The sequence below is a fragment of the Ruegeria sp. AJ12 genome (genome assembly GCF_056536245.1).
On record NZ_JBQFJJ010000001.1, the window covers coordinates 1,632,962 to 1,647,947 of the forward strand.

Genomic DNA, 14,986 nt, shown 5'->3' on the forward strand with positions numbered 1-14,986 from the left:
AAGGGTTTAAGCCTTGTGGTCAGCCAACCAAGCCGAGACTTAACATGTTGAGAACCGCCGCCGCGACCGCTTTCGCCTCAATCGTTTTTGCACTGTCCGCCGCGGCCGAAAGTGACCCCGTTGTGGTCGAGCTGTTTACATCGCAAGGGTGCTCATCCTGCCCGCCAGCCGACAGGATCATGCATGACCTGGCAAAGCGGGACGATGTGATCGGCCTGGCGTTACACGTGGATTACTGGGACTACATTGGCTGGAAAGATGAGTATGCCGACCCGGGTCACACTTTGCGACAGAGGGCTTACGCACGGCAGGGCGGGCGATCCATGATCTATACACCGCAGATGGTCGTAAATGGTCAGCAGGACATTGTCGGTGCTCAGCCCGGCGAGTTGGATCGTCTGATCGATGCCCATCTTAAGGCGGCGCCAGAGGCGTCGGTTTCTGCGGAGCGGTCGGGAAACGACTTGACCGTGAACGTGACACCGATCGAGTTGCCCGACGGGCTGACCTATGACGTTCGGATTGTTCAATACGCGCCTATGCGCCATGCCTCCATCCGCCGAGGGGAGTTGGCGGGGCACGAGTTGGACTATGCCAATGTGGTTGAATCCTGGCATCTCGCCGGGCAATGGGACGGGAGCGCCCCGCAACAGTTTTCGGCGATGTTGGCGTCCGATTACCCGGCGGTTGTCCTTGTTCAACAGGTCGACCACGGGCCTATTGTTGCGGCCACGCACGTCAAGTGATCAGGGCATATCTTCGGGCTGAACACCGAGACCGTTCCAGGCCTTCCAGCGGCGGTGGATCCAGAACCATTGACCCATGTTCTGACGCACCATCCGTTCCAGATCGTCGTTGGTGAACTGGGTCATGGTCTTGGGGTCAGTATGCGGCACAGGGTCATGGAGGACGATTTCGAAATCGATTCCATTGGGTTGACGCACAGCATAACAGGGGATCAGAACGGCATTGTACTTGATGGCCAGTTCCGCGTTCAGCACCGAGGTGACGGCAGGTTTTCCAAAGAACATCAATTCTTCGCCGCCATGAGCATGCAGGTCCGAGACAATTGCGATGATTCCGCCCTTCTTCAATGCGCGGACCATTTCGACCATGCCGCGGCGGCCCTGTTCGAACATCGGCGCGCCGGTTTTGTAGAAGGCGTCCACATAGGCATCGTTGAAGTACGGATTGGCCATGCGGCGATACAGGCAGCCGATTGGCTGGCCGCTGCGGGCCTGCAGCGCAATCCGCGCCGCCAGATAGTGACCGAAATGCGCGGTGATCATCATCACGGGCCGCCCCTCGGCAAGTGCGGTTTCAAAGGCGGCAATGCCCGGGCCGGACACTTTGGCGTGGCTTTGGCGTTCCGTGAACCCCTCGGGCGAGAAATGCTCCATGATCGCCCGCCCGGCGTTGTCAGGTACGGCGCGGCAGATGCGTTTGATCTCGGCTTCCGACAGGTCCGGACAGGTGAGCATCAGGTTGCGCCGCACCCGTTTTCGAAAGCCGACAAAGGGCGAGAGGCCCCGCACAATGGCGCCCATGGTAGCAATTCGGCGCTCATACGGCAGCAACCGCATTGCGCCGATGATCCCCTTCAGGAACAAACTGGCGACATAGTACTTTCCCAGCTGAAACCGGCTGAGCTCTGACTTTTCGACGGGCATGGAGGTATCTCACCGCGCGTTGCGAATTTCAGGACCAGACATACAGTTCAGGACCTGCAATCTCAAGCACCCAGCCACTCGGGCGTTCGGACGCACCAACAGCAATCCCGAACGGGGCAAAACTCCGCAACTCCAAAGATCAATCCCCGTCTTCATCCTCCTCTGTTTCGATCAGGGCAATGGCCCCTTCGTCGATCAAGGTTCGGATGGCACCCACGATCTGGCTCATCGCGTCTTCTGCTTCAGCACGTTTGACCCGACCGCGTTCGCTCATTTCCTCACGCAGGTTGTCCGCCATGCGGGTGGATATGTTGGACAGCAGAAACTCGACCGAGGCCTTGTCGTCGTCCGCTGCGGCGCCAGCCAGGGCCGTGACCAGGACCGGCTGATCAATGCCGCGCAGGATCGCGGGCACGTCGCGGGCGGTGATACGGGCAGAGATATGGGAGAAGGTGAAAATCGACTGGCGCACGGTGTTGGCAAAGTCTGCATCTTCTTCATCCAGCGCCGTCAGCAAGCCGTCGCGCGTGGCTGCCGCAGATTGGTTGAGAATTGCACCGACACGTGCGCCCGGGCCATCGGAAAATGCATGGGCCGGGCGCTGGTCCAGCTGCGCCGCCAGCGACCATCCGATCCGCTCGACCGCCTCGGGCGTGACATTGGCGGTTTTGGACACGGCATAGGTAATCCTTCGGGCGATGGGTCCGGGCAGGTGGCCCAATAACTGCGCGGCTTTGGCGGTGTCCAACTTGGATAGCATGACGGCTGCGACCTCGGTGCTCTCGGCCTGCGCCATTGCAGCGAGCTCCTCGGTTGGGACCTCGCGCAATCGCTGCCAGGGGTCACCAATCTGACGAACGCCTGCCACTTTGCGCAGCCGGGCTGCTGTCGCTGGCGCGATCTTGCCATTGACGGCATCCAGAGCGCCGGCAAGGCCGTGTGGAAAGGACAGACCGATACTGTCCAGCGCGTCGCCGAACTCCTGCGCAACCGCGTCCAGCGTCACGCGATCTACAAGGCCCATCTGGCCCAGTTGATGCGTCAGCTTTTCCTGCAGGCCGTCCGGAAGCTCTTCCAAAGGTATGTCGGCGCCCTGACTCAAAAGCAGGCGCACAACGACCGCAGCCTTTTCCCTGTTGTTGAGCCGTCGCGGCACAACACGTGGCGTGCCGTCTTGCGTGTCGGCGGCGGGGGTGGTTGCCCCCGGTGCCATTTTCATCAATGCTTTGTTGTCCTGCATCTGCCTGCGGTGTCAAACTCGGGTCCGCAGACAGAATAGGGAGAGTCGGGTAAAGAAAGGCTGAAATTCAGTAGCTGTAGGTCAAACCTGTCTGGATAGCCTCGCGCAGCGATGCTTCGGCCCAGGTTCCTTCACCACCACGCGCCTTGATCTCGCGCCACTGTGTAATCGCCAGATCGGTTTTGCCTTCGGAAACAAACCCTTGCCCCATGTAACTGCGGGCAAGAATGTTGTTCGGGTTGGCGGTGATGGCGTTCTCGTAGAAGGCATTTGCCAGTTCCAGTTCACCCATCTTGCGATAGGTGAAGCCCCAATAGGTCAGCACACGGTCATCATTCTGGTCCATGATGCGCAGGATACCCTGGGCATTCTCATACTGGCCGTCATAGGCCAATTCGCGCACAGCGTCATACAGTTGGTCCTCGCTGAAATTGGTCTTATTTGGTTTGACGCACCGACCCGCCGCTTCGTCATAGACGCGACCGAACAGGCATTTCTTGGTTGTATTGGTGGGTTTTGGCGGGCTGCTGTCACCACCACCAGCGGCGTGGACAATAGGTGCAAAGGCAAAGGCTTGAAACGCAATTGCAGAAGCTAAGACGAGGCGCATTTTCCTACTCCGTTCTCGGGGCTGCTTTGAAAATCATAGTGTGATCTACAAAGAACCGAACACCCGATCCGTCGCTTTTATTCACAAGTAGGACAGAAAATCGTCAGCTGTTGACGATTTTCATGCAGCTTTGCGAGTCAGTGTCCCAGAATGTGCCGGGGGCACAGGACTGTGTCTGCTGCTGATGCGCGCTGCAGGCAAGGCTTGCCGAGGCGGCGCAAACAAGGGCGAGTGAGCATAGAACGGTACGGATCATGGTGGTGCTCCCCTGAGGAAAATGCACCGCAAGCGTACCCTATTTCAGTCGATCTGGCAAAAGAACAGAGCCCGGACGGTAGGCCGGGCCTTGAATGAGACTTTCTAGCCCCACGTTAGTCACCGAAAACGCGCGCAAAGATCGTATCGACATGTTTGGTGTGATAGCCGAGATCGAACTTCTCTTCGATCTCGTCCGGGCTCAACGCCGCCGTGACATCCGCGTCGCCCAGCAACTCGTTTTTGAAGTCCTTGCCTTCTTCCCAAACCTTCATCGCGTTGCGCTGCACCAGACGATACGCATCTTCACGGCTGACGCCCGCTTGCGTCAGCGCCAGCAGGACCCGCTGGCTCATGACAAGACCGCGGAATTTGTTCATATTGGCCAGCATGTTGTCTGGATAGACCACCAGCTTGTCGATCACGCTGGTCAGACGGGACAAGGCAAAGTCCAACGTGACAGTGGCGTCGGGTCCGATGTTGCGCTCGACCGAGCTGTGGCTGATGTCGCGTTCGTGCCAAAGGGCAACGTTCTCCATTGCCGGAACGACCGCCATGCGGACCAGACGGGCCAGACCTGTCAGGTTTTCGGTCAGCACCGGGTTGCGTTTATGCGGCATCGCCGATGAGCCCTTTTGGCCCTTGGAAAAGAACTCTTCGGCCTCCAGTACCTCGGTCCGCTGCATATGACGGATCTCGATGGCGATGTTTTCGATGCTGCTGGCGATGACACCCAGGGTGGCAAAGAATGCGGCATGACGATCACGCGGAATGACCTGCGTGCTGATCGGCTCGGGCACCAGCCCCATCTTGTCACAGACATGTTCTTCGACCTGCGGATCGATATTGGCAAATGTGCCAACCGCACCTGAGATCGCGCCGGTGGCAATCTCGGCCCGCGCGTCGCGCATGCGAGAGAGGTTGCGGTCCATCTCGGCGTAAAACCGGGCAAAGGTCAGACCCATTGTGGTGGGTTCGGCATGAATACCGTGGCTGCGGCCAATGCGGATGGTTTCCTTGTGCTCATAGGCGCGGCGCTTGAGTGCGGCCAGCAGCCCATGCAGGTCGTCGATCAGGATGTCGGCGGCACGGGTCAGTTGCACGTTGAAGCAGGTATCCAGAACGTCCGAACTGGTCATACCCTGATGAACGAAACGCGCCTCGTCGCTGCCGACATGCTCCGCGAGGTGGGTCAGAAAGGCGATGACATCATGCTTGGTGACGGCTTCGATCTCGTCGATGCGGGCCACGTCGAATTCGACATCCTTGGCTTTCCATACAGCCTCGGCATTCTCACGCGGGATCACGCCCAGATCCGCCATGGCGTCGCAGGCATGGGCCTCGATCTCGTACCAGATGCGGAACTTTGTTTCCGGCGACCAGATGGCAACCATGTCGGGGCGGGAGTAGCGTGGAATCATTGGCAGCGGCACCTTTTTGTGATTTGGCCTTAGGTGATGGCGCGGGGTTTAAACCCGTGTGGGCAAAGGAACAAGGCGCGAGTGCAGGAATGAGACGGTTTGCCCTGATTTTGGCGATCTGGCCGGGTATTCTGACCGCAGATGAGTTCCTCCCCTTAACGGGAGACGAGATTCTTGAGGCTTTGACCGGAAAGAAGCTCGATTACGGAGAGGGCGTCTGGCAGACCTTCGATGACAATATGCTGACGCAGTACTTTTCGGCGCGTCCCAGTTCGGGGCGTTGGGCGGCGCGGGGGGACCGGTACTGCTCGTTGTGGCCACCATCGGACCTTTGGACCTGTTACGAGGTTCAGCAAAAAGGCGACACGATCCGCTTTATCGGAGCGGGACGCGACATCACGGACGGAACCTACGCCGAATGAGCGGGCCGCAATCCATTTCAGATTTTGAGGGAAAGTGGTACTTGCAGCGCGTCATACAGGACGCCAAGGCGGGGCAGGTTGTGCGTGCGGATGGCGTGGCCTGTCTGGTTCCTGCAGACGACGGTCTGGTATATGACGAAACTGTCACTCTGCATCTGCCGGGTCAAAAGGGCATCAAGGGAACGCGCAGGTACCTGTGGCGCGAAAGCGCGAAGGGAATTGCTGTGCACTTTGATGACGGTAGGTTCTTTCACACGCTGAAGCTTGGGCCGGCGCAGCCTTCGGATCACCATGATTGCCCGCCTGACAGCTACGATGCGGTCTATGATTTTTCGCACTGGCCGGTCTGGTCAGTGCGGTGGACCGTCGTGGGCCCCAGAAAATCCTATCAAATGGACACCGAATATCGGTTACGATAGCGTAATCATCTTGCAGCACCGCTTTGGAACGGGCAATGCTGCGACTGCAAACAAGTCCGAACGTGGAGAAACGAAAAATGAATGCGAATGTTCTGGCCGATGCAATCGGTCCGCGCGAGGGAACGGCGCTGCGTGTCAAACAGGTAATGCTGGTCGCGCTCGGCATTGTGGCGCTGGCCGTTGCCGCCAAGATCAAAGTGCCGATGTGGCCGGTTCCCATGACGATGGGCACCTTTGCCGTTCTGACCATTGGCACCGCCTATGGTGCGCGCCTGGGCCTGATCACCATGATGGGATACCTGCTGATCGGCGCGTTGGGCTTCGACGTTTTTGCGGGGTCGTCAGCTGAGAAGTTTGGCCTGACCTATATGATGGGCGGTACTGGTGGCTACCTCGTCGGCTACCTGCTGGCGACTGTTATGTTGGGCGCACTGGCTGCGCGCGGCTGGGACCGTTCGGTCGGGAAGATGGCGCTGGCGTTGGTGCTGGCCAATGTCGTGATCTACGTGCCCGGCCTTCTGTGGCTGGGCCAACTCTACGGCTGGGATCAGCCGATTCTCGAGTGGGGTCTGACACCGTTCCTGCTGGGTGATGCGATCAAGCTGGGACTGGCTGCTCTGCTTATCCCTTCGCTTTGGAAGCTGCTGGGTGGCGCCCGCACCTGAATTTGTGCCGTCGTGCACAAGGACGAAACCCGCGCTGGATAGGGTCCGGCGCGGGTTTTTTCGTATCAGCGAAACGCGATGCAATACCGCCTGCGCGCCATTGCCCGCATGAGGTCCGGCCACCCAAACACCGGCAGGCGCCGCGGTGCCGGTGATCCGGTTCGGCCGCAGGCGGGATTTCTTATGAGGCGGGAAGCAACTCGGTCGTGATATGCGCCGACCCTTCCAGTGTTCTGTGCACCGGGCATTTGTCCGCTATCTCCAGCAGACGCGCGCGCTGCTCCTGATCCAGTGGGCCATCCAGCCGGATCTTGCGTCGAAACTGATCGACTTTGCCTTCATTCGCCAATCCCGCATCCTGTGCATGCACCTTGTCGTGGCAGATATCGACGCTGACCCCGGTCAGCGGCCAGTTCTTGCGACGCGCATACATGCGAATTGTCATCGACGTACATGCACCCAACCCGGCGGACACAAAGCCATAAGGTGACATGCCTCGATCGGTCCCGCCGTATGACGCGGGCTCGTCGGCCACCGCGTGATGTCGCGGGCCGGACTGGATCTCCTGGGCAAAGCCACCGGGATCCGTTTCGGTCACGCGCACGACCCCCTCAGGCGCACCGGGGGGCGGGGCGGGGGGACACAGGTCCACATAGCGCGACACCCAGGCGGAAATGACGTCTGCGGCGTAGTCAGCGTCGGCTGCACGCGTGATCAGGTGGTCGGCATTGTCCAGCGTCACAAAGCTTTTGGGATGTTTCGCCGCCAGAAAGATCGTGCTGGCATTGTCGATACTGACCGTTTCGTCCAGTGGCGCATGCAGGATCAGCAGCGCCGCCTTGAGATCGGCGATGGCGGGGGCCAGTGCAGCCTCGGAAATGTCATCTACGAAGGCTTTGCCGATGCGGAACGGGCGCCCACCCAAGGTGACATCGGCGCTGCCATCCCGTTGAATCTGGGGCAGGGCGTCTTCGAAATGGTGTGCGACATGGCTCGGGTCCGCCGGTGCGCCCAAAGTCACGACCGCTTTGACCGATGGAATACCTGCGCGTGCGCGCAAGACTGCCGCGCCCCCAAGGGAATGGCCGATCAACAGGGCAGGGGCCATGTTCCGGGCCGCGAGATATTGTGCGGCGGAGATCAGGTCCTCGACATTCGATGTGAAGGTGGTGTTGGCAAACTCACCGCCAGAGTGGCCCAGCCCGGTGAAATCGAACCGCAGGACGGCGATGCCCATGGCCGCTAAACGTGCCGAAATGCGGCGTGCAGCGGGGATGTCCTTGGAACAGGTAAAGCAATGGGCAAAAAGGGCTGTCGCCAGAACTGGCCCATCGGGCAAGTCCAGCCGTGCGGCCAGTTGACTGCCGTCATGTCCGGCGAAAGTGATGCGTTCCGTGGGCATGTCGGCTCCTTGGGTTGCTGGGGGAACGCCCCCAATACTGTGTGCATCCCCTCGGGGTCACAACCCATGTGTCACTTGCGTCACGCGAAGGTGAGAACCCCGGCACTCAATCGCTTCATCGTGACCAGTCCCGATATGGACGGTGATCAGTTGGGTTCGCGGTCAGGTGTTGGAATAATCATCATGAAAAGTGATGATACTACCAACAAACATTCGTTTTCAAAATTTAAGCGCCGCACCCATCTTGCCGATACACGCAATTCTGGCAGGAGGCTGACATGGCACATGCAACTTCAGACACCCGTGTCCCAGAGCTACGATTGGGCACTTTATTCGCGATAGTTTTGACCGGAGCGGTTGGCTTTGCCCTTGGGCAGGTCTGGCCGGAACCCAATGCAATGCCGCAGGTTCAATCCAGTCCGGAAATCGAAGACTGGCATGGCAACGTTCGACATGGCCCGAGTGAGGTTACAACCTCACTCATAGCCCATCAATTTTGCATCGAACGGGTACGTGCTCAGGTTTTCGTACCCGTTCTCGGTGATCAGGACCTGATCTTCCAGCTTGATCGAGAAATCGCCGCCGACCTCACCCACTGCGGCCTCGACGCACAAAACCATTCCGGGCTCCAGCGGGTAGTCGTAAGCGCCTGCAACGGCCTGGTCAGGGTAGGCGACCAAAGGCCATTCGTCGCACAGGCCCACGCCATGCATCAGACAACCGTATTTTTGAGCCTGAAACTTGTCGTCCAGCTTGTGGGCGTTGGCGGTCAGCTCCGGGATCATCACCCCGGGTTTCAGCATCTCCATATTTGTCATGATATGCTCATGCGCGTGTTGCATCGCGTAGATCATGTCAGGGCGGGGCTTTTGATCTCCGATCCACCAGGTGCGCGAGATGTCGATGCAAATGCCGTATGATCCGATCAGGTCGGTGTCGAAGGCGATGATCTCATTCTGTTGCGTGATCCGCGGACCGCATTCCTGAAACCATGGGTTGGTGCGTTGGCCCGACGACAGCAGCCGCGTCTCGATCCATTCGCCGCCCCTGCGGATGTTCTCGGCGTGCAAAACTGCCCAGATGTCGTCTTCGGACGTCTTTCCGTCCCCCACATTGGCGCGCGCGAATTTCTCCATTTCGGCCACGGCAGTCTCGCAGGCGTGGTTGGCGCAGCGCATCGCCAGAATTTCGTCCGGCCCTTTCACGGCTCGGGTCTTTTCGGTGACTTCTTCCCCTTCCATGACTTCGAACCCCTGCGCCTCAAGCGCCCGCAGCCCATGCAGCATGATCTTGTCGACAGCCAGCCGTTTGTTGCCACCGCCATGCTCCTCAATCAGAACGCGTATTTCGTTCGACAGGACATCGGCGGCCACATCCACCCTGTCCCCCCGGTCAAAGTAAAACAGATCGGCCCCGGAGCGCTGTTCGCGCACCAGCGGGTTGAACTTGGATAGAAAGGGCGAGTTCTTGTAGTCCCAGATCACCATATAGCCGTCGGCGCACAACAGTACGGCCCGAAACGGGTTATGCGTGTTCCAAAGCTGCATGTTGGTGCTGTCGGTGGCATAGCGGATGTTGAGCGGGTCGAACATCAACAGGCCGCCATAGCCACGGTCGACAACAGCTTGTGTCAGGCGCGTCCAGCGGTATTCCCGCAACGCTTCGAGGTCGGGTAACACCAGGCCCGCCGCCGCCCATTCCGCAAAGGCCAACTGCGTGGGCCCAATTTCGATGCGGTCGTTGTCGTTGGGTGTGCCGTCGCCAAGCGTTGCCCCACGGGTCGGATCGATCTTGCGGGTGTCCCGGTAGTGGTGGTTCACGGCTTGCCTCCCTGCTTGCCTCATAAGCCTGAAGAGTCGTTGGAAAATCGTCTCGGTTGTTTGCGACGACCCGTTTGTCGCTTTTTGACCGACAACCGCGCATGAGGATGGTAGGTCGGACCCATGACGATAATCCTGCAAAACTCCACCCCATACGATCCCTTCCAGCCGCGCCCGTTGCCGGGAATTCAACCCGCCTGCATGGACTCGTGGCTTCATCAGGATGAGGCGTTTGCAGAACAGATGCAGCGGCGTGAAGCCCTGTTGGCTGAACGTCGCAGGGATGTTTTGGCGCTGAATCCGGAGGCCCAGCCAGCAGCTCAGGAACTGCTGAACCTGGTTCTGGCGCAAGCCTATCCGGATGCAAGGGATAGCGCGACCCGACCCGACGGTGTGTCGGTCGCGCTTGACAGAGAAAACCCCTTGGACACTCTGGGCCGCCTGGTGCAAGAGGATTTCTGCATTCTGCAGAAACAGGGCGATCAGCATGTCTTGACGGGCGCAGTTCTGTGTTTTCCTGCCAGTTGGCGCCTACGGGAGAAGTTCATGCGCCCCCTTGTTGATATTCATGTCCCTGTCGAGAGCTACGACACAAATATCGCGCAGCGGGTGCAGCGTCTGTTTGATGGTATTCGCCCGGATCGTCCGCTCTGGCGGTTCAACGCCTTATGGTATGAAGACGCCGAGCTGTTCCAGCCGCGCAGTGTCAGTGAGCCGCGCAAGATTCGTGACCGTGGAAACGCGCGGTTCCTGCGCAGCGAGCGTCAGACGCTGCTGCGCCTTCCGGAAACGCGGGCTGTTGTCTTCTCGATCCATACCTATGTTCTGGCCGTGGACCGGTTGCCAGAAATGGAAAACCCCACCTGACGGCGGGGCTTCCTAGGAGGGTCTTCGGTAATCTGGTTACATTCCAAGCACGTCGGCGACGCCTGCAAATGCATTGCTGGTGTTCAAAGCTACGATGGCAATCGTGAACACCAGAACCTGGGTATTCAGTCGGAAATCCTCGCCCCGGATCAGGTTGACCGCGGCCATCGACAGGGCAATTGGCGTTGACACACTGGCGATAACACCTGTCATGCACCAACTGCTCAGTCGCAATACGTCGCTTGGGCGTTCGTCTTCGTCTTGTTCCGTGGTGCCGGACTCAGACCGATCGGAATCGCCATCCTCGGTTCTGAAGGCGATGCTGAGCAATTGCTCATCCGACAGCTGGATTGGCCGGCCTGGTTTTTCCTGTGCGTCGGTATCTTGAACTTCTGGGTCGGACGGGTTCGGAATATTCAGTCCCGCGAATGGCCCTGACACGGCCTGAAAGATCTGTTTCCTGTCGCGCTGCCGCCGGGGGGCCAGCGTGTCAAACGCGCTCATGAACTGTTCGATGGTCAGAACAGTATTTGGAGACAGCCACTCAACACGTCGGGTCGAACAGATGTCGACCATGCGGTACAGGATCACCACAAGCATCAATTCCGAGACCTCGCTGTCATCCATCAGGTTGGATACCGGCGAGACCGAGATGATCAGGCGGTTTCGGGGGCGGGTGACAATGGGTCTGACAATTGTTTTCAGACCTGCGGCGCGATCCATGCGCTCGTACCGGTCCTCGGCCTGTGCGGCTTCGGTGTCCAAGGTCAGATGGACCAGATACTGGCTGGAGACAATGCTGGCTTCAGTCGCGCTCAGCAGCGCTTTGCGTTCCACCAGATGCCCATAATCCTCCAGCGTTGTTGCCACGATCTTTCCAAAGCGCTCAAGAGCACCGTCGGTGTCGCCGTCGAATTGCAGGCCGCCGTGATAGCTGTGCGTCGGAGTCACTGCGCTTACCTCTGTCGCATGTCGTCTAAGCGATCATCCTAGCGATCGATCTGGGGGAGAATTTGACGAAAATGCAAAAAAATCAAAATTTCCCAAGATTGATTACGCTTTGGAAACCAAGAAACTAGGGGTTCTGGTTAACCACTGTGGCGATATTGTGGCCAAAATGGGCTGCGGGAATGGTGCAGGTGTGGCGCGGCTAGCCGTCGATTCGGGCCGCTATTATGGCGATGGATTGCTGGTAAACCGAAGCGGCGTTCCATTGCTGAAGAACCGCGAAGTTCGGTTGCCCGGGTTGATAGCCACGGCCGGGCTTCCACCCTTTCTTGCGCAGAAAATTGGCGGTCGAAGCCAGCGCGTCCGTCATGTTGTAAAAATCCACCTGACGGTCACCGGTCGCATCGACTCCGTAAGTCAGAGCGTTGCCGGGCAGGAACTGCGTGTGGCCCAGCTCGCCATGTTTTGCCCCCTTTGTTGCCATGGTGATGCTGCCCTGATCGACCAGTTTCAGGGCTCCGATGGCATGCGGAATGAAGAACTCGGATCGGCGACAATCGTAAGCCAGCGTTGTGATTGCGGAAACAACTTGACTGTCGCCCATGAAGTTCCCGAACCCGGTTTCCATACCGTGAATGGCGATCAGGACGCCTGCCGGCACACCGTATTGGCGTTCAAACGCAGCATAGTATTGCGGGTTGGCCGCTTTGCGTTTGCGTCCCTGTGCCACGATGGCGTCAGCGCCGCGTACCTGCATGAACTTGTCCAGCGAGTATTTGAAACTCTTCTGGTTTCGGTCCGCAGCAATTGTACGCGTGGCGTATTGGGTTTGCGCCAGCGCCTGCAGCCCTTTTTTCTTGACCCCGGCCTTGCGTGCCTGTTTGGCAAAATCCGCCTTCCAGGCCTCAAAGCCTGCGCTTGTGTTGCCACACTGCGCCGCCAGACTGACGGATGGTACGCTCAGCGCCAGGGCAACTATTCTGAAAATGCGAAGCATTAATGAAATCCGTTTACCAGAGAAATTGGATTGAAGGTTAGGCTGAGTTTCAGGTCCTGCAAAGGGTTCAATACAGATCCAGTTCCCCGGTGCCTTTCAGGCTTTCAAACCATTCATCCGGTGTTTTATTGATCTTGGCGTGTTTCACCATCATTGCGTTCATGTTGGGAAGGTTCGACGAGTCTGGCCATTCATCCGCCTGCCACAGGTGGGACCGGATGATGCATTTGGGGCAGTGCGCAAAGACGGTCTCGACATTGATCAACAGCGCCAGTTTCGGCTGCCGGTCGTTTATGGTCATCTTTTTCAGCAATTCCGGATCGGCACATATCTTGGCGCGTCCCCGTAGCCGCAAAGTCTCCATTTTGCCGGGAACAAAGAAGATCACGCTGACACGGGGGTCCTGCAAAACGTTGTGAAACGTATCCACCCGTTTGTTCCCTGGTCGGTCAGGAATGGCAATCAGGGTATCTGAGAGGATTTCGACAAAGCCCGCCGGGTCCCCGCGCGGTGAGATATCCAGGTGGCCGGAAGGGTTGGCCGAGGCGATCAGGCAGAACGGAGACGCGTCGACGAAATCGCGACACATCTGATCAAGTGCGGTCAACTCCTTGGCGATTATCTGAGGCAATGGTGCACCCGTGATGCGTTCCAGTTCCTCTGATGATGTGATGAGGTTTGAAAACTGCGAAAAGGCGGTATCGGTTGGCATATGAACTATCCAGACAAAGGTGCCTGTAGTCTGTAAGAGGACGTCAAACGAAACAAGGGCGCCCAAATGGACGCCCTTGTAATCTGTGCCCTGCAGCCAATCAGCAGCTGTAATACATGCCGTATTCAACCGGGTGCGGGGTGTGCTCGTAGGTTTCGACCTCTTCCATCTTCAACGCGATATAGCCGTCGATCTGATCTTTGGTGAACACGTCGCCCTGCAGCAGGAAGTCGTGATCGGATGCCAGAGCTTCCAGCGCTTCGCGCAGCGAGCCGCAGACGGTTGGGATGTCGGCCAGTTCCTCAGCGGGAAGGTCGTACAGGTTCTTGTCCATGGCTTCGCCCGGATCGATCTTGTTCTTGATACCGTCCAGACCGGCCATCAGAAGGGCTGCAAACGCCAGGTAGGGGTTTGCCGCAGGATCGGGGAAGCGGGCCTCGACGCGCTTGGCTTTCGGGCTTTCGGTCCACGGAATACGGACACAGCCCGAGCGGTTGCGGGCCGAGTAGGCACGCAGAACGGGGGCCTCAAAGCCCGGGATCAGACGCTTGTAGCTGTTGGTCGCCGGGTTGGTGAAGGCGTTCAGGGTCTTGGCGTGTTTCAGAACACCGCCGATAAACCACAACGCCTCGTCCGACAGGTCCGCATATTTGTCGCCAGCGAACAGCGGCTTGCCGTCTTTCCAGATCGACATGTTCACATGCATGCCGGTACCGTTGTCGCCGGCAATCGGCTTCGGCATGAAGGTGGCTGATTTGCCGTAGGCGTGCGCAACGTTGTGGATCACGTACTTGTATTTTTGCAGCTCATCAGCCTGCTTGGTCAGGCTGTCAAAGATCAGGCCCAACTCGTGCTGACAGGACGCAACCTCGTGGTGGTGCTTGTCGACCTTCATGCCCAAACGCTTCATGGTCGACAGCATTTCCGACCGCAGGTCCTGGCTCTCGTCAACCGGGTTCACCGGGAAGTAGCCACCCTTGACACCCGGACGATGGCCCATGTTGCCCATCTCGTATTCGGTGTCGGTGTTCCAGGACGCGTCCGTTGCATCAACCTCGTACGATACCTTGTTGATACTGTTCGAGAAACGAACATCATCAAACAGGAAGAACTCTGCCTCGGGCCCGAAATAGGCTGCGTCACCAATGCCCGATGATTTCAGGTAGGCTTCGGCCTTTTCAGCGGTGCCGCGCGGGTCGCGCTCATAAGCCTCGCCGGTGTCTGGCTCAACAACCGAGCAGTGCAGGCAGATCGTTTTCTCCGCGTAGAACGGATCGACATAGGCGCTTTCGGTATCGGGCATCAGCTTCATGTCCGATGCCTCGATCGACTTCCAGCCCGCGATGGACGAGCCGTCAAACATGAAGCCTTCCTCCAGAAAGTCTTCGTCGACCTGATCGGACATGATGGTCACGTGCTGAAGTTTGCCGCGCGGATCGGTGAACCGGATATCAACATATTCGGCATCCTCGTCACGGATCAGCTGAAGAACTGCGTCCTTGCTCATACTCTCTATTCCCCTGATTTGAAGATTGATC

At 58.4% G+C, this 14,986-nt stretch carries 15 protein-coding genes; 5 read left to right on the top strand and 10 right to left on the bottom strand.

Annotated elements, in window-relative coordinates:
* Positions 1-44: 44 nt before the first annotated feature.
* On the top strand, positions 45-746 hold the full coding sequence (locus ACR3E0_RS08275) for a DUF1223 domain-containing protein (protein WP_480477965.1): 702 nt from the start codon (positions 45-47) through the stop codon (positions 744-746).
* On the opposite strand, the gene ACR3E0_RS08280 is transcribed toward ACR3E0_RS08275, so the two are convergent.
* The 4 genes from ACR3E0_RS08280 to purB form a co-directional block, all read right to left on the bottom strand.
* Entirely contained in the window at positions 747-1,670 is a 924-nt protein-coding gene (locus tag ACR3E0_RS08280; protein ID WP_480477967.1) for a lysophospholipid acyltransferase family protein, read from the bottom strand. It abuts the gene before it with no gap.
* Between the two features lie 139 nt (positions 1,671-1,809).
* On the bottom strand, positions 1,810-2,910 hold the full coding sequence (locus ACR3E0_RS08285; RefSeq protein WP_480477969.1) for a flagellar motor switch protein FliG: 1,101 nt from the start codon (positions 2,908-2,910) through the stop codon (positions 1,810-1,812).
* 67 nt (positions 2,911-2,977) lie between these two features.
* Positions 2,978-3,520 carry a tetratricopeptide repeat protein gene (locus ACR3E0_RS08290; RefSeq protein ID WP_480477971.1) on the bottom strand — a complete coding sequence of 181 codons (543 nt, stop codon included), beginning with the start codon at positions 3,518-3,520 and terminating at the stop codon, positions 2,978-2,980.
* A gap of 371 nt (positions 3,521-3,891) precedes the next feature.
* A complete protein-coding gene (purB, locus tag ACR3E0_RS08295; RefSeq protein WP_480477973.1) occupies positions 3,892-5,196 on the bottom strand; it encodes an adenylosuccinate lyase in 1,305 nt (434 codons plus the stop codon).
* Positions 5,197-5,285: 89 nt separating this feature from the next.
* Between purB and ACR3E0_RS08300 the strand changes: the two genes are divergently transcribed.
* The 3 genes from ACR3E0_RS08300 (at position 5,286) to ACR3E0_RS08310 (ending at position 6,702) form a co-directional block, all read left to right on the top strand.
* Positions 5,286-5,618, top strand: coding sequence for a hypothetical protein (locus ACR3E0_RS08300; protein ID WP_480477975.1), 333 nt, complete (start codon positions 5,286-5,288; stop codon positions 5,616-5,618).
* Complete coding sequence (locus ACR3E0_RS08305; protein WP_480477976.1) at positions 5,615-6,037, top strand: DUF6314 family protein; 423 nt, start codon at positions 5,615-5,617, stop codon at positions 6,035-6,037. Before ACR3E0_RS08300 ends, ACR3E0_RS08305 begins: the two co-directional genes overlap by 4 nt.
* A 77-nt stretch (positions 6,038-6,114) precedes the next feature.
* The gene (locus ACR3E0_RS08310; protein ID WP_480477978.1) at positions 6,115-6,702 is read left to right on the top strand and encodes a biotin transporter BioY; all 588 of its coding nucleotides are present in this window, start codon (positions 6,115-6,117) and stop codon (positions 6,700-6,702) included.
* 181 nt (positions 6,703-6,883) lie between these two features.
* Here the strand turns inward: ACR3E0_RS08310 and ACR3E0_RS08315 are convergent, their stop codons facing one another.
* A complete protein-coding gene (locus tag ACR3E0_RS08315; protein WP_480477980.1) occupies positions 6,884-8,104 on the bottom strand; it encodes a bifunctional alpha/beta hydrolase/OsmC family protein in 1,221 nt (406 codons plus the stop codon).
* Between the two features lie 476 nt (positions 8,105-8,580).
* A complete protein-coding gene (gene dddP / locus ACR3E0_RS08320; RefSeq protein WP_480477982.1) occupies positions 8,581-9,924 on the bottom strand; it encodes a dimethylsulfonioproprionate lyase DddP in 1,344 nt (447 codons plus the stop codon).
* A gap of 123 nt (positions 9,925-10,047) precedes the next feature.
* Between dddP and ACR3E0_RS08325 the strand changes: the two genes are divergently transcribed.
* Positions 10,048-10,791, top strand: a complete 744-nt coding sequence (locus ACR3E0_RS08325) for a heme-dependent oxidative N-demethylase family protein (RefSeq protein ID WP_480477984.1) — start codon at positions 10,048-10,050, stop codon at positions 10,789-10,791.
* A gap of 36 nt (positions 10,792-10,827) precedes the next feature.
* Here ACR3E0_RS08325 and ACR3E0_RS08330 read toward each other — a convergent pair whose 3' ends face one another.
* From ACR3E0_RS08330 to glnA, 4 genes are all read right to left on the bottom strand, one after another.
* Positions 10,828-11,742 carry a hypothetical protein gene (locus tag ACR3E0_RS08330; RefSeq protein ID WP_480477986.1) on the bottom strand — a complete coding sequence of 305 codons (915 nt, stop codon included), beginning with the start codon at positions 11,740-11,742 and terminating at the stop codon, positions 10,828-10,830.
* Between the two features lie 199 nt (positions 11,743-11,941).
* Positions 11,942-12,736, bottom strand: coding sequence for a lytic murein transglycosylase (locus ACR3E0_RS08335; RefSeq protein WP_480477988.1), 795 nt, complete (start codon positions 12,734-12,736; stop codon positions 11,942-11,944).
* Positions 12,737-12,803: 67 nt separating this feature from the next.
* Positions 12,804-13,448, bottom strand: a complete 645-nt coding sequence (locus tag ACR3E0_RS08340; RefSeq protein WP_480477990.1) for an MSMEG_1061 family FMN-dependent PPOX-type flavoprotein — start codon at positions 13,446-13,448, stop codon at positions 12,804-12,806.
* Between the two features lie 100 nt (positions 13,449-13,548).
* Entirely contained in the window at positions 13,549-14,955 is a 1,407-nt protein-coding gene (gene glnA, locus ACR3E0_RS08345) for a type I glutamate--ammonia ligase (RefSeq protein ID WP_480477992.1), read from the bottom strand.
* Positions 14,956-14,986 lie beyond the last annotated feature (31 nt).